This is a genomic window from Pseudomonas sp. RIT-PI-AD, from assembly GCF_025642785.1.
GTDB lineage: Bacteria > Pseudomonadota > Gammaproteobacteria > Pseudomonadales > Pseudomonadaceae > Pseudomonas_T.
On record NZ_JANZKU010000009.1, the window covers coordinates 40,692 to 65,696 of the forward strand.

Consider the following 25,005-nt stretch of genomic DNA (forward strand, 5'->3'; position numbering starts at 1 on the left):
CGATGTCCTTGAACGTAGAGACATTGCTCGCTCCGATCGGTGAGGAGAATCCCTGCGGCGTCGAGCTCGACTACGATGCCGACTACCTCGCCTTGGAGCGCAGCGTCGAAGGACAGCCCGAGCGGCAATATGGCGATACCGTCATCCCCGCCGAGGAGCCCGACTGGTCGAAGGTGCTTCAGCAGGCGCTGGCGTTGCTGGAAAAGAGCAAGGACTTCCGACTGACGGTGATCGCCACCCGGGCGTTGACCCATACCCAAGGCGTCGAAGGCACGGTGCAGGGCCTGACTCTTACGCTGGAGATGGCCCAACGCTATTGGACGGAGGCCTATCCCTCCCTGGCCTACGACGGCGAGAGTGATCCCCTGCCCCGCAGCAATGCGTTGGCTGGCTTGACCGCACTCAATGGCTTGATCGGCGACCTTCGCAGCATCGAGATCGCCAGTCGCCAGTTGGGCAAGCTGCCCCTGAGCACGCTGGAACGCATCGCCCAATCCCGAGAGGATACGGCCGGTGCGCCCCTGCGTCGCGATCAGTTGGAGCAGTTTCTCGCCGACGAGCTCGCCTTCGGCAATCCCGACCTGAGCGCCCTCGGCGAGGTGAAGCGCCTGGCGCTCGAGCTGGACCGCTTCTGCCGCGACTCCCTGGGAGCGGAGCACACGCCGGAGTTCCATCGGCTGGTCAGCCTGATCGACCTGATCTGTCCCAGCCACCTGAGCGCCGCCCAGGCGACCGCTCCGGCGGAGGAAGAGAATACCGGGGCCGAGGGGCCGCCGGGCGGTGCGCAGCCCGAAGCCAAGGCGGCCCCCGGCGTGGCACGCAGCCGCAGCGATGCCATCGCCATGCTGGACGCGGTGTGCGATTTCCTGGAAAAGAATGAGCCGGCCAACCCGGCACCTTTATTGATCCGGCGGGCCCGAAACATGATCGGCCAGGACTTCCTGTCGATCCTTCGGGATCTGGCGCCTGATGGCCTGGCCCAGGCAGAACTGATCGCCGGTGTCTCCAAGCGAGACTGAAATTTCCCGAATCATGACCGTTGAGCGGTTCAAGGAGAGAGATACATGAGCAGCCCTCGTTACGAAACAGTGAATCGTAAGAGCAGCCAGAAATTCATCGGCCGTAACCGGGCGCCGCGTGTGCAGATCGAGTACGACGTGGAGCTCTACGGTTCGGACAAGAAGGTCCAATTGCCCTTCGTCATGGGCGTCATGGCGGACCTCGCGGGCAAGCCCAAGGAATCGATGCCGGCGGTGAGCGACCGCAAGTTCCTCGAGATCGACATCGACAATTTCGACGAGCGCATGAAGTCGATCAAGCCGCGTGTCGCGTTCGCGGTGCCCAATACCCTGACCGGTGACGGCAACCTGGCCATCGACATCACCTTCGAGAGCATGGACGACTTCTCGCCCGGCGCCATCGCCAAGAAAGTCGACGCCCTGTCCAAGCTGCTGGAAGCCCGTACCCAGTTGAACAACCTGCTCACTTACATGGACGGTAAGACCGGCGCAGAAGAACTGATCGGCAAGATCCTCAAGGATCCGGCGCTGCTCAAGACGCTGGCGACGACCGCCAAGCCCGTCGCGAGCGAACGCCCCAGCCAAGACAGCAGCGAATCCTGATCCGGCCCCGCATAGATTCCAGGGAGTAACCAATGGCGCTTAACCAAACAGAAAGCCTGCAGCAGGCGCAACAAGTAGAGAACGACGAGTTCTCCGCGCTGCTGCAGAAAGAATTCAAGCCGAAGACCGACGAAGCCAAGGAGGCGGTGCAGAACGCAGTCCGCACTCTCGCCGAACAGGCCCTGGCCAACTCGGTGACCATCAGCAACGACGCCTACAAAGCCATCGAGGCGATCATCGCCGAGATCGACAACAAGCTGTCGGAGCAGGTCAACGCGATCATCCACCACAGCGACTTCCAGCAGATCGAAAGCGCCTGGCGCGGTTTGCACTATCTGGTGAACAACACCGAAGTCGACGAAATGCTGAAGATCCGTGTGCTGCCCATCTCCAAGAAGGAGCTGCACCGCACACTGCGTCGCCACAAGGGGATCGGCTGGGACCAGAGCCCGATCTTCAAGAAGATCTACGAGCAGGAATACGACCAGCTCGGCGGGACGCCCTACGGCTGCATCGTCGGCGACTTCTCCTTCGACCACTCGCCGCCGGACGTCGAGCTGCTGGCGGAAATGTCGAAGATATCCGCCGCGTCCCACTGCCCTTTCATCGCTGGCGCCGCGCCTTCGGTGATGCAGATGGAATCCTGGCAGGAACTGGCCAACCCGCGCGACTTGACGAAAATCTTCGAGAACACCGAGTACACCGCCTGGCGCAGCCTGCGGGCCTCGGAAGACTCCCGCTACATCGGCCTGGCCATGCCACGCTTCCTCGCGCGCCTGCCTTATGGCGTGCGCACCAATCCGGTTGACGAGTTCAACTTCGAGGAAGAAACCGACGGTTCGGATCACGGCCGTTACTGCTGGGCCAACTCGGCCTATGCGATGGCGGTGAACATCAATCGCTCCTTCAAGTACTTCGGCTGGTGCACCTCGATCCGCGGCGTGGAATCCGGCGGCGCGGTAGACGACCTGCCTACCCATACCTTCCCGTCCGACGACGGCGGCGTGGACATGAAGTGCCCGACAGAGATCGCGATTTCCGATCGTCGCGAAGCGGAGCTGGCGAAGAACGGCTTCATGCCGCTGATCCACCGGAAGAACTCCGACGTGGCGGCCTTCATCGGTGCGCAATCGCTGCAGAAACCCCACGAATACTATGACCCGGACGCCACCGCCAACGCCAACCTGGCCGCGCGCCTGCCTTACTTATTCGCCTGCTGCCGCTTCGCTCACTACCTGAAGTGCATCGTGCGCGACAAGATCGGCTCCTTCCGCGAGCGCGACGACATGCAGCGCTGGCTGAACGACTGGATCATGAATTACGTGGACGGCGACCCTTCCAACTCCTCGCAGGACACCAAGGCTCGCAAGCCCCTGGCGGCCGCCGAGGTACAGGTGGAAGAAGTCGAAGGCAATCCGGGCTACTACACCTCCAAGTTCTTCCTGCGTCCGCATTATCAGCTCGAAGGTCTGACGGTTTCTCTCCGTCTCGTCTCGAAACTGCCATCGGTCAAATACGGCGGCAGCTGAGTGTCGAGTGGCGTTGATCGGAGCGCCAAGCGACGAAATAAGCAGTATGCACGATGCAATACTGATCGTTATCTCACACAAAAGGAAAAATCATGGCTTCTCTTCAGGACTTCTTCATCAAGATCGATGGCATTCCAGGCGAATCCAAAGATTCCAAACATTCCGGCCAGATTGACGTACTCAACTGGGGTTATGCGGTCAGCCAGACCTCCACTTCCCACGTGGGTGGTGGTTCCGGCGCCGGCAAGGCCAATTTCAGCGAGCTGGTCTTCACCCACTACGTGGATAAATCCACTGCCAACCTGATGAAATACTGCGCCAGCGGCAAGCACGTCGCTTCGGTCGAACTGTCCTGCTGCAAGGTAGGCGACGGTTCCCAGGAGTATCTGAAGGTCACCCTCAACGAAGTGCTGATCACCCACGTACGGCCGATGGGTTCCACCAGCGACCCGCGCGTGATGGAAGAAGTGGGCATGTCCTACGGCAAGATCAAGGTTGAAGTGAAGGAACAGAACACCGACGGCTCCATGGGCGCCACCGTTACCGGCACCTGGGACGTCAAGCAGAACAAGGAGTAAAGGGGCTTGGCCGGCATGGAAATCTCCATGCCGGCCGCCTTCTCGCTATGAAAGATTTCGAAGTCAAAATCTCCGTTGGCGGCGCCGTAGGTCACATTATCCTGGGCGGAGGCGTCTTCGATGCCGAGGTCACCGACCTGAGCACCAACGAGCGCGCCCTCTACACCATCTACATGCTCGGTCTGGGCGTAGGCCTGCCCGCGTTCCGCGGAACTTCCCGCCCCTTCCGCTTCACCATGGACCGCGATACCACCTGCCGCAGCTTCGCCGGCTATGGCTACATGGGCGGCATATCCCTCGAGGCGGGCGCTGGCTTGAAGATCGGCGGCGGCATCAAGGTCCCCAACGGTCCCCTGGTGACCACCAGCGTGGGCACCGACTATGGCGGCGTGGACATCAGCGTGTCGCATAACATCACCCGGTGGGCACTGTGATGAGCGAGCACGTAGTGGTCACCCTGCTCTGCCTCGCCCTGGCGTTGTTCGGAGTGTTCATCGCGATCTTTTCCCGCAGCACCGCCGAACGGGTATCCCATTTCTACCGGCATTACCCGATCGTCCGTCTGGCGGACCCGAGCCAGTTCCGTCTCCGGCCCTTTTTTATTCGCGTTTTCGGTTTTCTTTTAGCCTTCGTCAGCCTCGCCGCGTTGTTCTTAAAGGGGTAAGCCTGGCGCCAGCCGATAGCGTTCGCCCCGTCGGGCTCGTTCGCCGTTCCACCGTTACCGGGTAAGCAGCCGTCTTCCCATGTGCGAGCCCCTCCGCACACCGTCGTTTCACGATTTCAGGAGAGCAGTACCCATGGATTCCGCTTCTCGCCACACCTTGCGCCACGACCTGCCTCTCAGCGAGCAACTGAACGAACTCACCGCCGCGGTGCGCAAGACACCGGGCGACGTCAAGCTGCGTACCCATCTGGCTCAATTGAGCATGGTGATGGGCAATTGGGAACGTGCGGTTTCCCAGCTTCAAACGGCTTCCCAACTCGACCCCGCGTCCATTCCGATGGCCCAGGCCTATCGCGAGGCGATTCGGTGCGAGCGCGTGCGGGAACGGGTGTTCGCCGGCGAGATCAGCGCGCAAACCGTTGGCGAACCCGCGCCCTGGTTCGCCCAGCTGGCGCAAGCGCTCACCAGTCGCGCACAAGGCGATGCCTCCCTGGCGGACGACTTGCAAGCCCAGGCATTCGACCAGGCCGCCGCGACTCCCTTTTCCATCGACGGGCGCGAAGTGGCCTGGCTGGCGGACGCCGATTCCCGGCTCGGCCCCCTCTGCGAAGTCTTCCTCAACGGCCAGTACTATTGGTTGCCCTTCGAGCGCATTCGCTCCCTGGAAATAGAAGAGCCCAGCGACCTGCGCGATCTGGTCTGGATTCCCGCCACCCTCACGCTGAGCAACGAGGGTCAGCATCCCGTGTTGATCCCCAGCCGCTACCCGCGCAGCCATGAGCAGGGCAACGATCGTCTCGCCCTGAGCACGCTCACCGAATGGCAGCCCCTGGGTGAGGACACCTGGGCAGGCCTTGGCCAGCGCATGCTGGTCAGCGACCAGGACGACCATCCGTTCCTGTCCGTACGCAAACTGCTTTCCCTGGCCACTGAAGAGTCGGTAGAACCGGCATGAGTGGCAACAAGCCGCTGAATACGGCTCGCAGCAACCGGCTGATGCCGGCATTGCTCGATCGACTGACCGATCACGAGCCGTTGAAGCGCAGCGAGACCGCCCAGCAACGGGTGATCAGCAAGACCGCGTTCCGCGAAAGCGTGCTGCGCGATATGTCCTGGCTGCTCAATACCATCAATGCCGAATCCACCACCGACTTCCGAGGGGCCGACCATGCACGCCAGTCGGTGGTGAATTTCGGCGTGCTCGGCTTGTCCGGGCGACAGTTGGCGGACGAGGACTGGGCCGACGTGGAGAAGGCGATTCGCCAGGCGATCCAGAGTTTCGAACCGCGAATCCTGGCGGACAGCCTGCAAATCCGTGTCCTGCCGATGGAAACCCCCTACGCCACGCACAACCAGTTGTCGATGGAGATCAAGGGCCAGTTGTGGTCCGAGCCCTACCCCATCGAACTGCTGCTGCGCTCGCATATCGATCTCGAATGCGGGCAGATTCTCTTGGAAAACGTTGCGAGTTCCTGAGCATGGATCCAAGGCTGCTGACCTACTACAACAACGAGCTCGGTTATCTGCGAGAGCTCGGCGCCGAGTTCGCCGGCCACTATCCGAAGGTGGCGGCGCGCCTCGGCATGCAAGGCATGGAAGTGGCCGACCCTTACGTCGAGCGGTTGCTGGAGGGGTTCTGCTTCCTCACCGCGCGCGTGCAGTTGAAGATGGATGCGGAATTCCCGCGCTTTTCCCAGCGTTTGCTGGAAGTCATCTATCCCAATTACCTGGCCCCCACGCCGGCGATGTGCATCGTCCAGTTCGCCCCGGGGGAGATGACCGGCAACCAGAGCGGCGGCTTCACCATTCCCCGTGATACGCGGCTGAAGGAACCGCCCCAGAGCGAACGCAAGACCCAGTGCGAATTCCGCACCGCGCATGAAGTCGAGCTGTGGCCCCTGCGCCTGAGCAGTGCCAAGTTCGAAAGCGCCCCGGCGGACATCCGCCTCAATCGCGCGAGCCTCAAACGCCCGGTGAAATCCGCGCTGCACCTGCGCTTCGACTTCACCGTGTCCAGCAGCGGCAAGGCGCCCGATCCTGATCGCCTGTCGCTGCACCTGCGCGGCGGGCACCTGGCGTCGCGCCTCTATGAACTGCTCTGCGCCCACAGCCTCGGCGTGGCCGTACGCGCCGTGGGAGCGGAACGCAGCGAATGGCACACGCTGCCCGCCGAAGCCTTGCGCCCGGAGGGCCTCAGCGACGAACAGGCGCTGCTGCCCTATTCCATACGCGGCTTCCAGGGCTATCGCCTGCTGCACGAGTATTTCGCCTTTCCCTCGCGCTATCACTTCGTCGCCCTGGAAGGCTTGCGCCCGGCCCTGGCGTCCGCGCGCGACGTGCGCGGGTTCGAGGTCGTCGTGCTGCTGGATTGCGAAACCGCGGATTTCGAATCCGTGGTGGATGCCGGCAACTTCGCGCTGTTCTGCACGCCGGCGGTGAACCTGATCTCGATGCGCTCCGACCGGGTGCCCATCACCGACAGCCGTTTCGAGTTCCATGCCGTTCCGGATCGTGCCCGCCCGATGGACTACGAGGTCTACAGCGTGCAGTCGGCGGAAGGCTTCGGCCGCGATAACGCCGTCGAGGCGGAGTTCCGCCCTTTCTATTCCTGCATCGCCGGCGATCGCGGCAACCACGGCGCCTATTTCTCGGTCCGTCGCGAACCGCGCCTGCCCTCCGACACCATCCTGCGCAAGGGTGCGCGCAGCACCTACCTGGGCTCGGAGGTCTTCCTCTCCCTGGTGGACCAACACGATGCGCCCTACTCCAGGAACCTGCGCCAGCTCGGCGTGGACATGACGGTCACCAACCGCGACCTGCCGCTGCTGGTTTCGGTCGGTGGCGAACAGGACCTGATCCCGCTCAACTCGTTGCCGGTATCCGCCGTGCGCATCCTGCAAGGCCCGTCGCGGCCGGTGCCGGCGGCACCCGAAGGCGAGCTCACCTGGCGTTTGATCAGCCACCTGGGGCTCACCTACCAGACCCTGACCGAGCAGACACCCGAGCAAGGCGCCCAGGCGTTGCGCGAGTTGCTCGCGCTCTATACCTCGCTGGGCGATCCCGCCGTGGCCCGCCATGCCCAGGCCTTGTTGAAAACCGAGCTGAAGCCGGTCACCCGGCGCCTGCCCGGCGCGGGCCCGCTGACCTTCGGGCGGGGCGTGGCCATCGACGTGACGGTCGACGAAAGCCAGTTCGCCGGTACCAGCCCTTACCTGTTCGGGACCATTCTCGAGCAATACCTGGCACGCCACGTCAGCCTGAACACCTTCACCGAGCTGCGCCTGCACAGCGCCCAGCGCGGCGCGATCGGGCATTGGCCGCCCCGCTTCGGCACGAGGCCGGTGGCATGAGCGCCCTGCAGCAGGATAAGGGCGAAGCCCTATGGCACGCGCTGGAAGAGCGCCCCTTCGCCTATGACCTGTTCAACCTGCTGCGCAAGGTGGAAGCCTTGCACGCCCGGGCGCCGCGCCTGGGTTATGCGCGCCGCCCGCAACAGGAACCCTTGCGCATCGGCCAGGAGCCTTCCTCCGCCTTCGCTCCTGCGGCCATCGCCCGGCTCAACCGGCAGCACGCGGACACGCCGCCGAAAGTCTGCATCTACAGTTTCGGACTGTTCGGCCCGAATGGCCCGCTGCCCCTGGCCCTCACCGAATATGCGCGCGAACGCACGCTGCACCATGGCGACCAGACCCTGGTGGAGTTCGTCGACCTGTTCCATCATCGGCTGACCCTGCTGTTCTATCGTGCCTGGGCCGACGCGCAATCCACGGTCAGCCTGGATCGTCCGCGCGACGATGCCTTCACCCGCTACGTGTCCAGTCTCCTGTCCTACGGTTTCGAATCCTTGCGCGAGCGCGACTCGGTTCCCGACCATGCGCGCTGGAACCATGCCGGCCACCTGGTTCGCCAGACCCGCAATGCCGAGGGTTTGAGCCGGATCCTCAGCGACTTCTTCAAGGTGCCGGTGGCCGTGGAGGAATTCGTCAGCCGCTGGCTGCCCCTGCCGGACGAGCAGCGTACCCGGCTCGGTGCCTTGAGCGGCGCGCAGCTCGGCATCGACGCGGTTGCCGGCAACGCCGTATGGGACCGCCAGCATCGCTTCCGCCTGAAGCTGGGCCCGATGAACCGAGCCGCCTACGAGGCCCTGCTGCCCACCGGGGGACATCATCGCAAGCTGCTCGACTGGCTCAGGACCTATATCGGCATCGAATTCGCCTGGGACGTCCGCTTGGTCCTGCGCGCCGAGGACGTGCCGCGCGCCGGCCTCGACGGCGGCACCCGCCTCGGCTGGAGCACCTGGATGGGTGCCCAGGAGCGTCCCCGCGATCGCGACGACCTGGTCCTCGACCCGGAACGCCTGGCCGCTGGTCAATCCAGAAGAGCGGAGCCCGCGCTATGACCACCTCACAACCAGGAAAAGCGGCCATTGCCGCTTCTCCGTCCCCGTCTTCCCATGAACCCATCCGACTCGAGTCCGTAAAGATGAAGTCATTGCACGCACTGTTCTCCCGTTCCGCCCTCCTGCGCAACCTCACCGTTCTCGGGCTGGCCTTGCAGGTTCCCACCGTCCATGCCGAAGTCGACCCCAGCCTCGCCTTCGCCCTCGAAGGCGTCTGGCGCATCGAAAGCCCGGCGGTCTCCCTGCTCAGCGACGAATTCGACAGCAAGGAGCAGAAGGACGGCGTACGCCATGAGGCACGGGTGAAAGACACCCCGGCCTACATCACCTCCGGCGAGGAAGGTGCGACCGTCGAATACTCGCGTAAGCGCTTCCCCGCTACCGATACTCCCTGGGGCTCCTTCCCGCAGATCGACCTGGACAAGGCGCAACTGCTGGAAATGACCCTGCCGAAGAAACGCTACCTGGTGATCGCCGGCAAGGGCAAAGGCCTCTTCGCCATCAACGACTGGCAGCGTTTCGGCTTCCTGCACGTACTGGACGTGAGCTCGCGTTCGGCCCCGGTGTACTACCCGCTGGTGGCCGAAGCCGAGCTGGGCTCGCGGGTGCTCGGCCGCCTGCCGGGGTCGTCGGTGCTCAACTACGCCCGCCTGGTGCCGTCGCGCTGGGCCAGCAACGTCGAGCCGAGCGCCTATGAAGTGGTGCTCTACGCGCTGAAGCCCAAAGGCCCGGAGCAAGTCATCGAGAACGGCAAGCCGCTGGCCTATTCCCTGACGCGCACCGGCGCCGGTTGGAAGCTGGACCGCATCAAGCAAACGCCGGTGACCGATGCCCGCGACCAAGCCCATCGCCCGTTCACCGCCCCGGCGGTACAGGCCCCCGCCGCGAAGCCGGCGGGTAACGCCAGCCCCGCCCCGAGCCAAGCCGGCCAGTGAAGGATCTCTGAACGATGAGCGACATCAGCCGTACCGCCCTATTCGGCAAACTCAACCCCGTGCTGTACAAGGCCATCGAAGGCGCCACCGTCTTCTGCAAGCTGCGCGGCAACCCTTACGTCGAGCTGGTGCATTGGCTGCACCAACTGCTTCAGTTGAATGACAGCGACCTGCATCGCATCATCCGGCATTACGAGCTCGACGATGCGCAGCTGGCCACCGAGCTGACCCGCGCGCTCGACCGGCTGCCCACCGGAGCGACCGCCATCAGCGATCTCTCCGAGCACGTGGAAAGCGCGGTGGAACGCGGTTGGGTCTACGCCACCTTGATGTTCGGCGACGATCGGGTACGGGGCGGTACGCTGTTGCTCGGCATCCTCAAGAGTGGAAACCTGCGCAACGTCCTGGCCAACGCCTCTCGCGAGCTGGCGAGCCTGGACGCCGATACCCTCTCCCGGGAATTGCCGAAGATCCTTCGCGGCTCTCCGGAAGACGGCCTGGCGGCTACCGACGGCAGCCAGCTGGAAGGCGCGGTTCCCGGTGAAGCCAGCGGTGCCATGGGGCCTGGCCCGGGCAAGCAGGACGCGCTCAAGCGCTTCGCCGTCGACCTCACCGAGCGGGCGCGCAAGGGCGAGATCGATCCGGTCACCGGGCGCGATGAAGAAATCCGCCAGATCGTCGATATCCTCATGCGCCGTCGGCAGAACAACCCGTTGCTTACCGGCGAGGCCGGCGTCGGCAAGACCGCGGTGGCCGAAGGCTTCGCGCTGCGCCTGGCGAGCGGCGACGTGCCGCCGCAACTGCGCGACGTGTCCCTGCTGATGCTGGACATCGGTCTGCTGCAAGCGGGTGCCAGCATGAAGGGCGAGTTCGAGCAGCGCCTGCGTCAGGTCATCGACGAAGTGCACGCCAGCCCCAAGCCGATCATCCTGTTCGTCGACGAGGTGCACACCCTGATCGGCGCGGGCGGCACTGCGGGTACCGGCGACGCCGCCAACCTGCTCAAGCCCGCCCTGGCCCGCGGCACCCTGCGGACCATCGGCGCGACCACCTGGAGCGAGTACAAGAAGTACATCGAGAAGGACCCCGCCCTCACCCGCCGCTTCCAGGTCATCCAGGTGGGCGAGCCCGACGAGGACAAGGCCATCGCCATGGTCCGGGGGATCGCCGATATCCTGGAGAAACACCACAAGGTCCAGTTGCTCGATGAGGCCATCGCGGCGGCGGTGCGCCTGTCCCATCGCTACATCCCCGCACGGCAGTTGCCGGACAAGGCAGTCAGCCTGCTGGATACCGCCTGCGCGCGCGTCGCGGTCAGCCAGCACACGTCGCCGGCCGAACTGGAGGACAGCCTTCGGCTGATCGAAATCCTCCGCACCGAGAAGGCCATCATCGAGCGCGAGCGCGCGGTGGGCCTCGACGTCGCCGAACGCGAGAGCAAGTGCCTGGCGCGCCTGACCCAGGAAGAGGAACGCGTGGCCACCTTGCAGGCGCGCTGGGAACAGGAAAAAGTCATCGCCGAGCGCCTGCTGGACCTGCGCGGGCAACTGCGTGCCCTGCAGGCCGCCGACACCCAGGAGGCGCCGACGGAGCCCCAGGCCGACCCGACCGCCCCCGAGGTCGATCGCGAGGCCTTGCTGGCGGAACACGGGCGCTTGCAGGAAGAACTGGCCAGCCTGCAAGGCGAGTCGCCCCTGGTGCTGCCCGCGGTGGACGAATCCGCCGTGGCATCGGTGGTCGCGGACTGGACCGGGATTCCGGTCGGACGCATGGTGCGTAACGAGATCGCCGCAGTTCTGGGCCTGGTCGACACCCTCGATCAGCGGGTCATCGGTCAGCGTCACGCCCTGGAACTGGTGGCACGCCGCATCCAGACCTCCCGCGCGCGCCTGGACAACCCGAACAAACCCATTGGTGTGTTCATGCTGGTGGGCCCCTCGGGGGTCGGCAAGACCGAGACCGCGCTGGCCCTGGCGGAAATCCTCTACGGTGGCGAACAGAACCTGATCACCATCAACATGAGCGAGTTCCAGGAAGCCCACAGCGTATCCACGCTCAAGGGCGCGCCTCCCGGCTACGTCGGCTACGGCGAAGGCGGCGTGCTCACCGAGGCGGTGCGCCGCAAGCCCTACTCGGTGGTCCTGTTGGACGAAATCGAAAAGGCCCACCCGGACGTGCACGAGCTGTTCTTCCAGGTCTTCGACAAAGGCTGGATGGAAGACGGCGAAGGCCGCCTCATCGACTTCCGCAACACCGTGATCCTGCTCACCTCCAACGTGGGCACCGACCTGGTGATGAGCCTGACCCGCGAGCCCGAACTGGCTCCGGAACCCGAAGCGCTCGCCACCGCCCTGCGTGATCCCCTGCTGCAGGTGTTCCCGCCGGCGTTCCTCGGTCGCCTGGTGGTGATCCCCTACTATCCGCTGGCCAACGATACCCTGGCGAAAATCGTCGCCCTGCAACTCGACCGCATCCGCAAGCGGATCGACGAACAGCATGGGATTCGCTTCGAATATGCCCAGGAAGCCGTCGACCTGGTCATCCGGCGCTGCACCGAAGTGGAGTCCGGGGGCCGCATGATCGATGCGATCCTCACCCACACCGTATTGCCGGTGATCAGCCGCGAGTACCTGACCCACCTGGCCGAAGGGAAGGCACTCGCCTCGATCCACCTTGGCGCCGAAGCCGACGATTTCGCCTATCGCTTCGAAACCCGCGCCTAAGCGCATCCTGTCGGGGACACGGCGCCGGTCCGTGGCCCGACGGGATCGCCCGTTCGGCGGATATCACGAGCGGCTCACTGCCCGACCGATCCGTATCGCGCCAGCGACCTCGCGGCCGCGGGCACGGACGCCTACGCCGCCGAGGCATCGTTCCCATCAATGGATTCTCCGGAAAATGATCAGAATCGAACCGGCGGACGCGTCCCTCCTAACCTGGATCGAGCAAGGCGACTTCAGCTTCGCGGTGGAGCATGTCTTCGCCCCCTGCTTCGACAGCGCGGTGAGCGATCACCTGGCACCGGTGGAGCGCTATCGGAAAACCTACGGTAGCGACCTCGAGGAATGCCGCGATGCGTTGGCCGACAGTCAACGGGCGTTACTCGCCGCCAAGGGCGCGTCGGGCTGGGCGGGTTACTTGCTGGTCAGCGAAAACTGGAATGGCTATGCACTGGTCGACGATCTGGGCGTCGAATCCAGCTATCGCCGCCAGGGCGTCGCCCGTCTATTGATGGACGCCGCAGTGAGTTGGGCGAAGGCGCGGGGACTACCCGGCATCAGGCTGGAGACCCAGGACAACAATGTGCCGGCCTGCCTGTTCTACCAACGATATGGCTTCCAATTGGGCGGGATCGATCGGCTGCTCTACAGCGCCCAGCCGGAAACGCAGCGCGAGACCGCGCTGTTCTGGTATCTACGCTTTGAAACGACCGTCCGGGACGCCTGGGGCTCGGAGCACGAAGGCTGATCGTACTCAACTGTGCTGGGTCCGATGAGGCTTCGTTTGGTTGGGAGGTGGAGCGGAAAACTGCGCTCGCCCTTGGCCAAAGCTGTGAGCAAACAGGCCAAGGGCGATGCTAGACACGTTACCAGGACTTCCGTTGTCCTGTTTTCACTGTAGGCCACCTTGGCCGGGAAGGCCAATTATTTTCGCACCGCCCATCCACCGCGAGGGCTCAAGCCTGCGCTTTTCAAGCGTTGACGATGGCCACCGGCAGGTGGATGTCCACGCACACCTGGCCACTCTGGTTGCTGAAGGTGGAGTAGCCGCCGAAGCTTTCGCTCAGTGCCTTCACGATGGGCAACCCCAGGCCCCAGCCCTGGGTGTCGCTCTTCGAGGAAATGAAGTAAGGCGTCGCCAGGTTGGCGAGCACCTCTTCCGGCATGCTCCCCTGGTTGGTGACGCTCAGCACGATGTCGTCCTGGTCCCGGCGCTGGGCGATGAGGATGGGCGCATCCGCCACCCCGTGCTTGGACGCATTGATCACCAGATTATCGAGAATGCGCAGGAACGCCTGCTTGTCCCAATAGACGAACTGATCCTCGCTGCCGGACTCCAGTTGCAGCGGGTTGTCCACCTGCAGGCGCAGGTTCTCCACCGCCTCGTTCAGCAGCCCGCACAGGCCGATCTTCTCGCCCCGCAGCGGGACGCTGCCGCCCAGGCTGGCGTGGGAGATATCCAGCACGTTGGCGATCATCTCCTTCATGCGAAACAGGTTCTCGTCGAGGATCTGCAGCATTTCCTCGTTGCGCCGCTCGGGTTTCTTCTGCATCAGCTTGACCACCATGGTGGCGGCCGTCAGTGGCGAGCGCAGGTCGTGGCTGAGCGAGCGCATGAAGCGCTCGAGCATGATTTTCTCGGTTTCCAGGTTCTCGCTGCGGGCGACCGCGAGGTTGCGCTGGTTCTGGATGTGCTCGAAGCGGTTATTCGACTCCAGCAACAGGGCGATGGTCGCGAGGACCTCGTCCGGGTTGATCGGATGGGTCAAGTAGGCCTGGGCCCCGCTGTTGAGCCCCATGGCCTTGTCCTTGCCGGTGACGAAGGTCGCGGAAATATTGATGATCGATGGCAAGTTATCCTTGCCCAGCCGCGCCTCCAGCGCCTGGATCAACTCGAACCCGGACATGTCGGGCAGGTTGATGTCGATGATCACCAGATCGGTATGCTCGTCGATCATGTCCAGCCCTTCGCGCCCGGTACCGGCTTCGACGACCTCGTAATCGTGCTGACTGGTGAGAATCTTCTTCAACACATAACGGTTGGCGTCGGTGTCGTCGATGATCGCGATGCGCTTAAGTTCTTTCATGTTTCAGACTCCCCGACAAACCCTTCACCTGCCGCAATACTTGTTCGACGTAGCCCGGCTCCGATTTCTGCAGGATGGCGTAGCAGTACGGCGCCAGCCGGGCTCGGTCCTCATCGGTCAGATGCTTGGCGGTATTGACCAGGACGCGTCGGTGCATGCTCCAGTCCATGCTTTCCAGCAGGTCCTCGCCGCTTATGTCGGGTAGATCCAGGTCGAGAAAAATGATGTCGGGTCGGACCACGTTGAGTTTGTCCATGCTGGCCTTGGCGCTCTCCGCTTCGATCAGGATCGGGTCGAAGGCGGCCAGCGCCTTGGTGACGATGTAGCGGTCCGCCGGGTTGTCGTCGATCAGCAGGATGGTGGTGCCGGACAGGTCGAAATGGGTCGAGCCCACCGCGGACCCTTCGTACTCGAGCGGGAGCCGCAGATAGAACTTGCTGCCCACGCCTTCCCGGCTGCTCAGGTCCAGCTCGCCCTTGAGCAGGGTGGCGACCTTCTGTGCCAGCGACAGCCCCAGGCCCGTGCCTTCGATATTCCTCAGGCCGGAGGATTTGATCCGGTAGAACTCGTCGAATACGCGCCGCTGGTTCTCGGCGGAGATGCCGATGCCGGTATCCGCGACCATGAATTCCAGGGTATTGGCATCGGTGTGGTAGCACTTCACCTTTACCCGGCCGCGTGGCGTGTACTTGAAGGCGTTGGAGATGAGGTTGCGGAGAATCTGGAACAGACGGTTCTGGTCCGAGTGGATGACGATGTCCTCGGCCGGCCGATCGACTTGGTAGTCCACCAGCGGATAACGCAAGGACAACGCCGAGGTGAACGCCTCCAGCTTCTCCATGAACGCGCAGAGGCCGAACGCCTCCGGCTGGATGGTCATCCGTCCGGATTGCACTTCCGCCAGCTCCAGCAGCTCGTTGACCAGGTTCGACAGCTCGATGGCGGCGTCGCTGATGAAGCGGACCTGCTTGTTCTGTTCGTCGTTCAGGCTCCCATCCACCCCCGAGAGCAGGAGCTTGGAGATGTTCTCGATGATGTTGATCGGGGTCCTGAACTCATGGGTCATGTTGGAGAAGAAGCGGCTCTTCGCTTCGCCGGCTTCCTTGAGTTCCTGGGCGGTCTTCTCCAGTTCGGAATACAGCGCCACCACGCCCTTGTTGGTGTTTTCCAGCTCGAGGTTGGTGTCTTCCAGTTCCTGCTGCTTGTGCCGCAGCTCGGAGCTGGCGACCAGGAGCTCTTTGTTCTGCGCCTGCATCACCTGATAGGGATCGAGCGGGTCGGCCCGATCGACCTGCTGGCGAAAGGCGTTTATCTCCTCGGGGTCGGGAAACGGCCGTGCGGGAAAATGCCGGACCGCGTGGATACGCGTACCGCGCTCCGAGGACTCGAGGGTGAACTCGTCCATCAGGCGCTGGGCGCCGCGCAGGCCGATGCCCATGCCGGTCGTGGAGACATAGCTGCCATCGAGAATCGCCTGGACGTTCTCGATTCCCTTGCCCTGGTCGCGGGCCTCGAAACCGAAGCCATTCAGCTCGCCCTTGGCGTTCCGGTTCAGATAGAAGTCGAACCGCCCCTGAGCGGCGTACTGATAGATGTTCCGCGCCAGCTCGGACACGCAGGTGGCGATACGGATCTGGTCCAGCTTGCCCAGCCCGAGCCAGGCTGCGATCTGCTTGGCCTGCTGGCGGCAGCGGACGACATCCAGCTCGGTGGCGATGGGGACGCTGCACAGCGGCAGGCCAGGGTCATGCATTTTTCAGGACCAGCACAGTCGCATCGTCGTTGTGGCGCCTGAAGTCGCGGTGCAGCACCGCAGCCACCACCGCCGGATGCCGCTGGGTCAAGCCGGGGTAGCCGCTCATGCCACATTTACTGGTGAGGCCGTCGGAACTCATGATCAACAAAGAGGATTCATCCCAGGGATAGGAGTACGGCTGGATTCGACCGGCCTTGTACCCAATGGTGCCATTGGCCGAAACCAGTCCCCGCGATTTGTCGGCTACCAGGGAGCCGGCGATATTGCCGATGCCGCAGAAATTCAGCTGACCCTCGGCGAGCAGCACTTCGGCGAACGCCAGGGCGCCGCCACGGGTGCTCATCAAGGCACGGTGGAACTGTTCCATGAGTTGAGCGAGCGGCATCGCCGGGTCGTGGGCGAGGAACAGCTCGCGCGCCCGCTGGCCCACCAAATGCGCGGAAACCCCGTGGCCCAGGCCGTCGCAGACCATGACCCGGTTACCCTTCACCGCCCAGGCGTCGCCGCAAACCTCTTCGCCCGGATAAGGCGTGCTCAAGGCGCCGCTGATCAGGCCGTCGCGGGACTTGTCCGCGCCCAGCTCGAAGCGGGAGAACACCACGGTGCCACGGCCCGCTTGGGAGTAGATATCGAAGCGGTCCGACAACCGCCTGATGGCACCCAGGCCCGCGCCCATGGTGCCCTTGGTCGAATAATGATCGCTCAGGCACTGCGCCACGTTGGCCATCCCCGGCCCGCTGTCCACCGCCAGCAGGTCGAATCCCTGGCCGTTGCGATTGAAATGCAGCTCGCCGTGCCCGGCATGGAGCAGCAGATTACGCGCCATCTCCTGCACCACCAGCGCCAACCGGCCGAGGAAGGTCTCGTCCAGGGTCAGCCGGCGCGCTTCCCGCAACACTGCCCGCCGCGCCGCGTCCACATGGGCTTCATCCGCCACGGCCAGGTTGAGGTCGACCGGCGCGAGGGTCATCTCCACTTCCATAGCTCGACGCGGGTGCCGCGCCCGGGGGCGCTGTCGATGGCGAAGGCATCCACCAGGCGTTTGGCGCCGCTCAGGCCGAGGCCGAGGCCGTTGCCGGAGGTGTAGCCGTCCACCATCGCCCGCTCGATGTTCTCGATACCCTTTCCGGAGTCGGAAATGCTCAGGTAGACCGCCCGCCGCCCCTCGCGCTCGCATTCCTCGATCAGGCACTCGCCGCCGCCGCCGTAAATCAGGGCGTTACGCGCGATTTCGCTGGCGGCGGTGACGATCTTAGTCTGCGAAACGATGCCCAATTTCACCTCTTCGGCGTACTTGCGCACACGTTGGCGGATGAGGACGATGTCAGTCTCCTGCTTCAGCGGAAATATCTCTCTCTTCCCCACGCTCTGGCTCCAGGTAGAAATCTTCGCCGACCATCTTTTCCAGGCGGCTCATGCCTTTCTCGACATTCAGCGCGGTGGCGATGCCATCGAGCGAAAGACCGAGCTCCACCAGGGTGATCGCGACCGCCGGCTGCATGCCGACCACGATGACCTTGGCGTCGAGGATGCGCGACACATGGGCGATATGGGACAACATGCGGCCGATGAAAGAGTCGACGATCTCCAGCGAGGAAATGTCGATCAGCACGCCCTTGGAACGGTGCTTGACGATCTTCTCGGTCAGGTCTTCCTGGAGGTCCAGGGCCAACTGATCGTGCATGTCCACCTGGATGGAAAGCAGAAGGAAACGCCCCATCTTGAGGATCGGGATTCGCTCAACCATGGCGGCATTCCTCAGCGAAGGACCGGCTTGGAAACCAAGCGGACTTCGAGTTCTTTGAGCGCGAGCAGGAAGGCGTCGGCCAGGGAGGACTTGGTGACCACGTCGCCGAGCTCCACGCCCAGGTGGACGATGGTCGCCGCGATCTGCGGACGGATGCCGCTGATGATGCATTTGGCGCCCATCAGCTTGGCGGCGGTCACGGTCTTCAGCAGGTGCTGGGCGACCATGGTGTCCACCGTGGGCACACCGGTGATGTCGATGATGGCGATCTCGGACTCGGTCTGGACGATCTTCTCGAGCAGCGCCTCCATGACGATCTGCGTGCGGTTGCTGTCCAGCGCGCCGATCAGCGGGATCGCCAGCACCCCTTTCCACAGCTCGACCACCGGGGTGGAGAGTTCCAGCATGCTTTCCTGCTGTTCGCGAATGACCATTTCGCGACCGGTCATGAAGCTTTCCATGCTGTACAGGCCGAGGCTATCCAGCAGGCGGGTGGCGGCCCAGATTTCCTCGATGGGGTTTTCGCCGTAGGCCTGGAGGGTGGCGAACAGCGGCTCCTTCAGGGAAAACACGAAGGTCGCGGTTTCCGAGGGGGTGAAGCCCTGCCGGCTTTGCACTCGGGAAAGCCGCGCGAGCATGCCCTTGACCGGCTCCCAATGCTGCGCGGACAGGTCCTGGGTGCCTTCGGCGGCGGCGACGGTGAGGAGTTTCAGCAGCTCCTTGGAGTTGGCGATGACGGTATCGATGTCGATCAGGTCGGCGCGGATGCCCGAAGCCCGCTGGGCCTCGATCCAGGTTTCCAGCAGTTGGCTTTCGTGCTTCTTCAGAATTTCAGCAAGTACCGATACAGGCATCATCATCTCTCGTGTGCGGAGCAGAGTGGCGTTCCAGGGAGTGGCCTCGACGGATACGCGAAGCGGGTCCGAACGGAGCTGAGGAAAACGATCGGCGCAACATATCACGGAGTCCGCGGCCGCTCCATCGAGCTACGTCGGAAGTCGCGAAGCCCTCTGGAACGGCCGTCCCACACGGCGCCAGCGCCCTCAGCAGCGTCCTGCGGCCAAGCGCTTCGGGCGACCCGCCGGGGAGCCGTATCGCCGCGCGATGCGAACGCCTCCGGGCGCTTCCCGGGCGGGATCGCCTTTTTCGAAATCGGCCCTGTCGGCATTGCCGGTAAGCGTTCCCGCCATGAGCCAGGGAGACGGCGCCGCCCCCTGGCGCGGGAGACGGATATGGCCGCGCCTGCGGCAGGGCTCAGCGGCTGGCGTAGAAATCCTCTTCCAGCCTGGCGCGGCTGTCGGGGTGGGCGATGTCCAGCATCTTGCGCACTCGCTGTTGGAGCGACAGGCCGCGCAGGTCGGCCACGCCGTGCTCGGTGACCACCAGCCCGGCGTCGCTGCGCGGCACGCTGACCGGCCCGCTCAGCCGGGCGACGATACGGTCGCTGGCGCCGGCGCGCGATGGCAGCGCCAGGATCGGCAGGCCGCCCCGCGAGGCATGGGCGCCACGGAGAAAGTCGAGAAGCCCGCCCACCGCGCCGAGGTAGCGACCCGCGGCGACCTCGGAATTGGCCTGCCCGGTCAGATCCACCTCGATGGCCGAGTTGATCGCCACCAGGCGGTCGAGGCTCGCCAGCACGCCGGCATCGTGGGTATAGGCGGTGGAGCGCAGGCTGAACGCCGGATTGTCGTGGGCGAAGTCGTGCAACAAGCGGCTCCCCAGCAACACGCCGCCGACGCTCAGGCCGCGGTCGATGGACTTGCGCCGGTTGTTGATGGCGCCGCTCTGCATCAGTTTCGCCACGCCGTCGCCGAGGCTGCCGGAGTGCACGCCCAGGTCGCGACGGTCGGCCAGGGCGCCGAGCACCGCGTCGGGAATCGCGCCGATGCCCATCTGCAAGGTCGCGCCGTCCTCCACCAGGCCGGCGATGTGGCGGGCGATGTCCAGGTCATGGGGACGCGCGGGGCTGGCGGGGTTTTCCAGCAGCGGTCGGTCGCTGTAGAGCACGGCGTCGAGTTCGTCGCTGCGCAGCGTCCGCTCGCCGTGCACCCAGGGTGCCTGGCGGTTGACCTCGCCGATGATCACCCGGGCGCTGTCGAGGGCCGGCAGCAGGTATTCATGGGCCAGGGCGAGGCTGTGCCGGCCCTGGGCGTCGGCCGGCGACAGTTGCAACAGCAGGACGTCGATGCGCAGCGCGCCGCTGAGGATCAGCGCCGGCAGTTGCGAGTAATGGCATGGCAGGATGTCCAGCAGGCCGGCGCGGGTCAGCTCGCGGTTGGCCCCGGCGCCGCAGTAGCCGATGAAGTCGATGTGGTCGGCATGCTCCGGGCGGAAGGTATCGGCATGGGCGATGCCGAGCATGACCCGAAACCGTCCGAGGCGCTGCCGTTGCGCCACCAGGGCCTGGGTCAGGGGCAGCGGCTCGGCGTTGGCCTGCCCCCACATCAGGGTATCGCCGGGGCGAACCAGCCCGCTCAGGTCGGGGGCGGCGGCGTCGAGTATCGTCGGCATCGCGGAGTCTCGGGGGCTTCGGGGGCGAACCCGGCGCGCGACCGCGCCGGGATGATCGCGGGATGGGCGAGCGCCGGCCTAGAGGGCCGACGGGTGCTTCGCCAAGGGCGTGACCTGGATGGTCATGAAGGGAAACAGCGGCAGGCTGGACAGCAGGTCATGCAGTTCGTCGTTGCTCTCCACATCGAAGATGCTGATGTTCGAGTACTGCCCGACCACCCGCCACAGGTGAGGCCACTTGCCGGAGCGCTGGATATCCTGGGCGCGCTGTTTCTCCGCGGCCTTGATCACGTCGATCTTCGCCGGTTCGATATCCCGGGGAATGTTCACATCCATCTTCACGCAATACAGCATTGGGGTTCTCCTCTTGGGCGTCAGATCTTGCTTTCGGACAAGCGTGCGGTCGGCGGCAGGTCGGTCGCGTCGTCCTCACTGAGAATCTTCGCGTCGACATCTTCCAGGCGTACGCCACGGGTTTCCGGCAACAACAGCACGGCGGTCACCGACAAGGCATAGGCGACCAGACAGAAGGTGCCGATCGACTGCGCCAGGCCGATGCGCTCGGAGAGCATGCCGACGCCGGCGATGGACAGCGCACCGAGGGACTTGCCCAGGTTGTAGGAAAAGCCCATGCAAGTGGTGCGCACGTGGGTCGGGAACAGCTCGCTGAGGAACGGCCCGAGCACCGCGAAGATCCCGGTGGCGAAGGCGCCCACGGGGAAGGCCATCATCATCAGCAGGGTGGTGTTCATCGGCACCAGCATGTAGATCACGGTGAAGATCCAGGCCCCGATGCTGAACAGCAGCAGCGCGGGGCGGCGGCCGTAGCGGTCGGCCAGCCAGGCGGTGACGACGAAGCCGACGAAGGCGCCCGCGCACATGATCAGCATGGTGACGATCACCGGGCCGGGTTTCAGCCCGCGCACCGAGACCATCAGGGTCGGCAGCCAGGTCATGATGGTGTAGGCGGCGGCCTGCAGACCGGTCACCAGGACCGCGCCGAGCAGGGTCAGGCGAATCACATGGGGACGGAAGGCGGACAGGATCGAAGCGCGCTCCTCGGTCTGGGCCTTGGCGCGCTTGTAGATTTCCGGGTCCTTGACGTTGCGACGGACGAACAGCACGAAGCTCGCCGGGATGATCCCGACCCAGAACGCCACGCGCCAGGCCAGCTCGGCCGGCAGCCAGGCCAGCAACCCGGTCATCAGCACCGCCGCCAGGGCCCAACCCAGGGAAAAGCCGCTCTGCACGAAGCCCATGGCCTTGCCGCGATGCTCGGGGCGGATGATTTCCGCCATCAGTGCCGCGCCCACCGCCCATTCGCCGCCGAAGCCGAGGCCTTGCAGGGTACGCACCACCAGCATCTGCTCGAAGGACTGGGTGAAGCCGGCCAGCACGCCGAAGGCGGTGAACCAGCAGATGGTGAAGATCAGGATGCGCACGCGACCGTAGCGGTCACTGAGAATCCCGGCGATCCAGCCGCCCACCGAGGCCGACAGCAGCGCCGCCGTGCCCAGGATGCCGGCCTCGCCCTTGGATATCTGCCACACCGCCATCAGCGTCGGCAGCAGGAAGCTGAACATCTGGGCGTCGTAGGTATCCAGCGCCCAGCCCGAGAAGCAGGCCCAGAAGGTTTTTCGCTCTTGCGAGGAACCGGTTTTATACCATTCGAACATGTCGATCGTCCTTCTTGTTATTGGATTGCGGCTCATGGCTCGAGGCGGCCATCGCGTAGGTTCACTCCTGTGCCGGCCGTCGATCGTCGGTGCCGGCCGAGAGCATCGGCCTCGCTGCCGCGAACGCCATGGCAAGGGCGCCGCGCGACGATCTGGCTAACCGGATACTCGTGTCCTGTCTGCATCTGGAGCATGCGGCAGATTCCATCGGCCGCCCATTTCCGTTTACGAAACCCTGCCTTTCGGGTTGGCTAAGTGGGCTCAGGCGCGCGGCGCGATCAGGATGTCCTGGGCCATGCTGGCCAGCAGCCGGCCGCCGCGGTCATAGATGTGGGTCATCGCCAGGCCGCGTCCCGACAGGCTGCGCACCGCGTCGTTGACGAACAGCAGCCAGTCGCTGGCATCGATGTCCAGGCTGTGGAACCACAGCGTATGGTTCAGGTTGCTGACGTAATAGTCCTGCCACAACTCGAACATGCCGACCGGTGGCGCCAGGCTGCCGTTCAGCCAGCTGTCCGACATGTAGGCCAGCGCCGCGTGATGCAGGCAGCCCTCGAACGGCAGGGCGTGATTGAGTCTTATCCAGTAGGCGATCTTCGACTGCCGCGCCGGATGCTCGAAATAGCCCTCCGGGTGGATCGGCCGCACGTCCAGCACCGGGCGACTGGAAAAGCGCAACTGCACCGCCTCTGAGCGCTGCGGATAGCGGGCCGCCAGTTCGGCCAGGGTGGGCAGGCTTTCCGGCTCGGGCATCGGGTTCTCCAGACGATGCGGATTGCCCGGGTCGCCCTGCCCCACCTGGAAGGACGCATTGGCGCTGAAAATCATCCCGGTGCCCTGGGCGCCATAGAGATGCCGGCTGGAAAAGCGCCGGCCGTCCTGCAGGCGCTCCACGCTGAACTCGATGCAGTCCTGCGGGCGCGCTCCCTGCAAGAAGGTCAGTTGCAGCATGCCCGGGCTGCGCCCGCTGACGGTCTGCGCCGCCGCCCAGAGTGCCTGGCCGAGCAGTTGGCCGCCGTAGACCCGGCCGTTGGCGTTGGTGTCGCAGACATAGCTGCGGAAGCCCGACTCGCCGGCCGGCTCCAGGCAGAGCAGTTCGGTCAGATCGCGCTGGTCCCAGCGCCAGTCGGGAGAACGGGCGGCGGTGGTCATGCTCAGGCCTCGCCGCGGAGGGTTAGCTGACGACTCATCCGTTCACCGCCGTCGCGGCGGCGCGGCTGAGGGGGCGCTCGGGCCTGGTCGCGGCGTCCAGCGCGGTGAAGTCCAACGGCACCGCCGTGGCCGCCTGCAAGGCCTGCGCGGTGGTGTCGCCCACCAGCTCGACCACCTTCACGCCGTCGGCGGTGATGTCCAGGGTCGCCAGGTCGGTGTAGACGCGGCTGACGCAGCCCAGCCCGGTCAAGGGATAGCCGCAGGTATCCAGCAGTTTGCTGCGGCCCTGCTTGTCCAGGTGCTCCATCATCACGAAGATGCGCTTGGCGCCGATCGCCAGGTCCATCGCGCCGCCGACCGCGGGAATCGCGTCCGCCGCCCCGGTGTGCCAATTGGCCAGGTCGCCGCGCGCAGACACCTGGAAGGCGCCGAGCACGCAGATGTCCAGGTGACCGCCGCGCATCATGCCGAAGGAATCGGCGTGGTGGAAAAACGCCGCGCCCGGTTCCAGTTCGATGGGCTCCTTGCCGGCATTGATCATGTCCCAGTCTTCCTCGCCGGCCGGGGCCGCGTGCCAGCGGCCGAGCACGCCGTTTTCGCTGTGCAGGAAGATGTCCTTGTCGGCGGGCAGGTAGTTGGCCACCAGGGTCGGCAGGCCGATGCCGAGGTTGACGTAGGCGCCCTCGGGAATGTCCCGCGCGACCCGTGCCGCCATGGCGTTGCGTGTCTGTTTATCCATGAGCTCATCCCACCTGATTCTGGACGTCCGCCGGCGCGGTCACGGCCGTGCGCTGGACGATGCGTTTGACGAAGATGCCGGGGGTGACCACCTGCTCGGGGTCCAGCTCGCCCAGTTCGCAGACGCGGCCGACCGAGGCGACGGTGCAGCGCGCCGCCATGGCCATCACCGGGCTGAAATTGCGCGCGGTCTTGCGGAACACCAGGTTGCCCCAGCGATCGCCGGCCTCGGCGTTGATCAGGGCATAGTCGAGGTGGATCGGGTATTCGAGCACGTAGCCGCGGCCGTCGATGACCCGGGTTTCCTTGCCTTCCGCCAGTGGCGTGCCATAGGCGGTCGGGGTGAAGAAAGCGCCGATGCCGCAACCGGCGGCGCGCAGGCGCTCGGCGAGGTTGCCCTGGGGAATGATCTCCAGCTCGATCTTGCCGGCCCGGTAGAGCTCCTCGAAGACGTGGGAGCCGGTCATCCGCGGGTAGGAGCAGAGTATCCGCCGCACCCGGCCGGCCTTGAGCAGCGCGGCCAACCCGGTGTCGCCCTGGCCGGCGTTGTTGCTGACCAGGGTCAGCTCGCGGGCGCCCTGGGCGATCAACGCTTCGATCAGGTCCTCGGGCATGCCGGCGCCGCCAAAGCCGCCCACGGCGATGGTGGCACCGTCCGGGATATCGGCCAGGGCGTCCGCCGCGCTGGGTGAAAACTTGTCGATCATGGCTGCTTGTCCTCTTCTTCTTTTCGTGGCGCTGGGCCTGCGTGCGATCCGGCGGCCGGGCTGCCGGCACCTGCCGGAGAGCCCCGCGACGGAAGGCAAAGGCTGCCCTCCTCCGTGAAAATCAGCTTGCCAGCGCGGTCCGGCCGCCACAATTTCAGTCTGCGGAAGGCCCGGTTAACCCAGG

General features: G+C 64.8%; 25 protein-coding genes. 13 read left to right on the forward strand and 12 right to left on the reverse strand.

Annotation, left to right across the window (positions count from 1 at the left end; genetic code table 11):
* Positions 1-2 precede the first annotated feature (2 nt).
* The 13 genes from tssA to OGL92_RS10170 all read left to right on the forward strand — a co-directional run bounded on the left by tssA (position 3) and on the right by OGL92_RS10170 (position 13,195).
* The gene (gene tssA / locus OGL92_RS10110; protein ID WP_263143410.1) at positions 3-1,019 is read left to right on the forward strand and encodes a type VI secretion system protein TssA; all 1,017 of its coding nucleotides are present in this window, start codon (positions 3-5) and stop codon (positions 1,017-1,019) included.
* Between the two features lie 45 nt (positions 1,020-1,064).
* On the forward strand, positions 1,065-1,622 hold the full coding sequence (gene tssB, locus OGL92_RS10115; RefSeq protein ID WP_263143411.1) for a type VI secretion system contractile sheath small subunit: 558 nt from the start codon (positions 1,065-1,067) through the stop codon (positions 1,620-1,622).
* 32 nt (positions 1,623-1,654) lie between these two features.
* Complete coding sequence (tssC, locus tag OGL92_RS10120; protein ID WP_263143412.1) at positions 1,655-3,151, forward strand: type VI secretion system contractile sheath large subunit; 1,497 nt, start codon at positions 1,655-1,657, stop codon at positions 3,149-3,151.
* Positions 3,152-3,243: 92 nt separating this feature from the next.
* A complete protein-coding gene (locus OGL92_RS10125) occupies positions 3,244-3,729 on the forward strand; it encodes a type VI secretion system tube protein Hcp (protein WP_263143413.1) in 486 nt (161 codons plus the stop codon).
* A 47-nt stretch (positions 3,730-3,776) separates the two neighbouring features.
* Positions 3,777-4,163: a hypothetical protein gene (locus OGL92_RS10130; RefSeq protein WP_263143414.1), complete on the forward strand. Its 387-nt coding sequence runs from the start codon at positions 3,777-3,779 to the stop codon at positions 4,161-4,163.
* On the forward strand, positions 4,163-4,393 hold the full coding sequence (locus OGL92_RS10135; RefSeq protein ID WP_263143415.1) for a hypothetical protein: 231 nt from the start codon (positions 4,163-4,165) through the stop codon (positions 4,391-4,393). The genes OGL92_RS10130 and OGL92_RS10135 overlap by 1 nt, the downstream gene beginning before the upstream one ends.
* Positions 4,394-4,526: 133 nt before the next feature.
* Positions 4,527-5,348, forward strand: a complete 822-nt coding sequence (locus tag OGL92_RS10140; protein ID WP_263143416.1) for a type VI secretion system accessory protein TagJ — start codon at positions 4,527-4,529, stop codon at positions 5,346-5,348.
* Positions 5,345-5,869 carry a type VI secretion system baseplate subunit TssE gene (tssE, locus tag OGL92_RS10145; protein WP_263143417.1) on the forward strand — a complete coding sequence of 175 codons (525 nt, stop codon included), beginning with the start codon at positions 5,345-5,347 and terminating at the stop codon, positions 5,867-5,869. Before OGL92_RS10140 ends, tssE begins: the two co-directional genes overlap by 4 nt.
* 2 nt (positions 5,870-5,871) lie before the next feature.
* Positions 5,872-7,743, forward strand: coding sequence for a type VI secretion system baseplate subunit TssF (tssF, locus tag OGL92_RS10150; protein ID WP_263143418.1), 1,872 nt, complete (start codon positions 5,872-5,874; stop codon positions 7,741-7,743).
* Complete coding sequence (gene tssG, locus OGL92_RS10155; RefSeq protein WP_263143419.1) at positions 7,740-8,792, forward strand: type VI secretion system baseplate subunit TssG; 1,053 nt, start codon at positions 7,740-7,742, stop codon at positions 8,790-8,792. Before tssF ends, tssG begins: the two co-directional genes overlap by 4 nt.
* An 83-nt stretch (positions 8,793-8,875) precedes the next feature.
* Complete coding sequence (locus tag OGL92_RS10160) at positions 8,876-9,727, forward strand: hypothetical protein (protein WP_263143420.1); 852 nt, start codon at positions 8,876-8,878, stop codon at positions 9,725-9,727.
* A 14-nt stretch (positions 9,728-9,741) separates the two neighbouring features.
* Positions 9,742-12,450, forward strand: a complete 2,709-nt coding sequence (gene tssH, locus OGL92_RS10165; RefSeq protein WP_263143421.1) for a type VI secretion system ATPase TssH — start codon at positions 9,742-9,744, stop codon at positions 12,448-12,450.
* Positions 12,451-12,625: 175 nt separating this feature from the next.
* Complete coding sequence (locus OGL92_RS10170; RefSeq protein ID WP_263143422.1) at positions 12,626-13,195, forward strand: GNAT family N-acetyltransferase; 570 nt, start codon at positions 12,626-12,628, stop codon at positions 13,193-13,195.
* A 223-nt stretch (positions 13,196-13,418) separates the two neighbouring features.
* Here OGL92_RS10170 and OGL92_RS10175 read toward each other — a convergent pair whose 3' ends face one another.
* The 12 genes from OGL92_RS10175 to OGL92_RS10230 all read right to left on the reverse strand — a co-directional run bounded on the left by OGL92_RS10175 (position 13,419) and on the right by OGL92_RS10230 (position 24,821).
* A complete protein-coding gene (locus OGL92_RS10175; protein WP_263143424.1) occupies positions 13,419-14,534 on the reverse strand; it encodes a response regulator in 1,116 nt (371 codons plus the stop codon).
* On the reverse strand, positions 14,521-16,287 hold the full coding sequence (locus OGL92_RS10180; protein WP_263143425.1) for an ATP-binding protein: 1,767 nt from the start codon (positions 16,285-16,287) through the stop codon (positions 14,521-14,523). The genes OGL92_RS10175 and OGL92_RS10180 overlap by 14 nt, the downstream gene beginning before the upstream one ends.
* Complete coding sequence (locus OGL92_RS10185) at positions 16,280-17,260, reverse strand: ATP-binding protein (RefSeq protein WP_263143426.1); 981 nt, start codon at positions 17,258-17,260, stop codon at positions 16,280-16,282. Before OGL92_RS10185 ends, OGL92_RS10180 begins: the two co-directional genes overlap by 8 nt.
* A complete protein-coding gene (locus tag OGL92_RS10190; RefSeq protein ID WP_263143427.1) occupies positions 17,257-17,655 on the reverse strand; it encodes an ATP-binding protein in 399 nt (132 codons plus the stop codon). The genes OGL92_RS10185 and OGL92_RS10190 overlap by 4 nt, the downstream gene beginning before the upstream one ends.
* Positions 17,615-18,037 carry an STAS domain-containing protein gene (locus tag OGL92_RS10195; protein WP_263143429.1) on the reverse strand — a complete coding sequence of 141 codons (423 nt, stop codon included), beginning with the start codon at positions 18,035-18,037 and terminating at the stop codon, positions 17,615-17,617. The genes OGL92_RS10190 and OGL92_RS10195 overlap by 41 nt, the downstream gene beginning before the upstream one ends.
* Before the next feature lie 11 nt (positions 18,038-18,048).
* Complete coding sequence (locus OGL92_RS10200; protein ID WP_263143430.1) at positions 18,049-18,891, reverse strand: RsbRD N-terminal domain-containing protein; 843 nt, start codon at positions 18,889-18,891, stop codon at positions 18,049-18,051.
* Between the two features lie 400 nt (positions 18,892-19,291).
* The gene (locus OGL92_RS10205; protein ID WP_263143431.1) at positions 19,292-20,548 is read right to left on the reverse strand and encodes an acetyl-CoA hydrolase/transferase C-terminal domain-containing protein; all 1,257 of its coding nucleotides are present in this window, start codon (positions 20,546-20,548) and stop codon (positions 19,292-19,294) included.
* Between the two features lie 78 nt (positions 20,549-20,626).
* Positions 20,627-20,902: a muconolactone Delta-isomerase gene (gene catC, locus OGL92_RS10210; protein ID WP_263143432.1), complete on the reverse strand. Its 276-nt coding sequence runs from the start codon at positions 20,900-20,902 to the stop codon at positions 20,627-20,629.
* A gap of 20 nt (positions 20,903-20,922) precedes the next feature.
* The gene (locus tag OGL92_RS10215; protein ID WP_263143433.1) at positions 20,923-22,224 is read right to left on the reverse strand and encodes an MFS transporter; all 1,302 of its coding nucleotides are present in this window, start codon (positions 22,222-22,224) and stop codon (positions 20,923-20,925) included.
* A 261-nt stretch (positions 22,225-22,485) separates the two neighbouring features.
* Positions 22,486-23,376: an acyl-CoA thioesterase domain-containing protein gene (locus OGL92_RS10220; protein ID WP_263143435.1), complete on the reverse strand. Its 891-nt coding sequence runs from the start codon at positions 23,374-23,376 to the stop codon at positions 22,486-22,488.
* A 34-nt stretch (positions 23,377-23,410) separates the two neighbouring features.
* Positions 23,411-24,115 (reverse strand): 3-oxoacid CoA-transferase subunit B, encoded by a 705-nt coding sequence (locus tag OGL92_RS10225; protein ID WP_263143437.1) that lies wholly within the window; start codon positions 24,113-24,115, stop codon positions 23,411-23,413.
* Between the two features lie 4 nt (positions 24,116-24,119).
* The gene (locus tag OGL92_RS10230; protein WP_263143438.1) at positions 24,120-24,821 is read right to left on the reverse strand and encodes a 3-oxoacid CoA-transferase subunit A; all 702 of its coding nucleotides are present in this window, start codon (positions 24,819-24,821) and stop codon (positions 24,120-24,122) included.
* Positions 24,822-25,005: the final 184 nt, after the last annotated feature.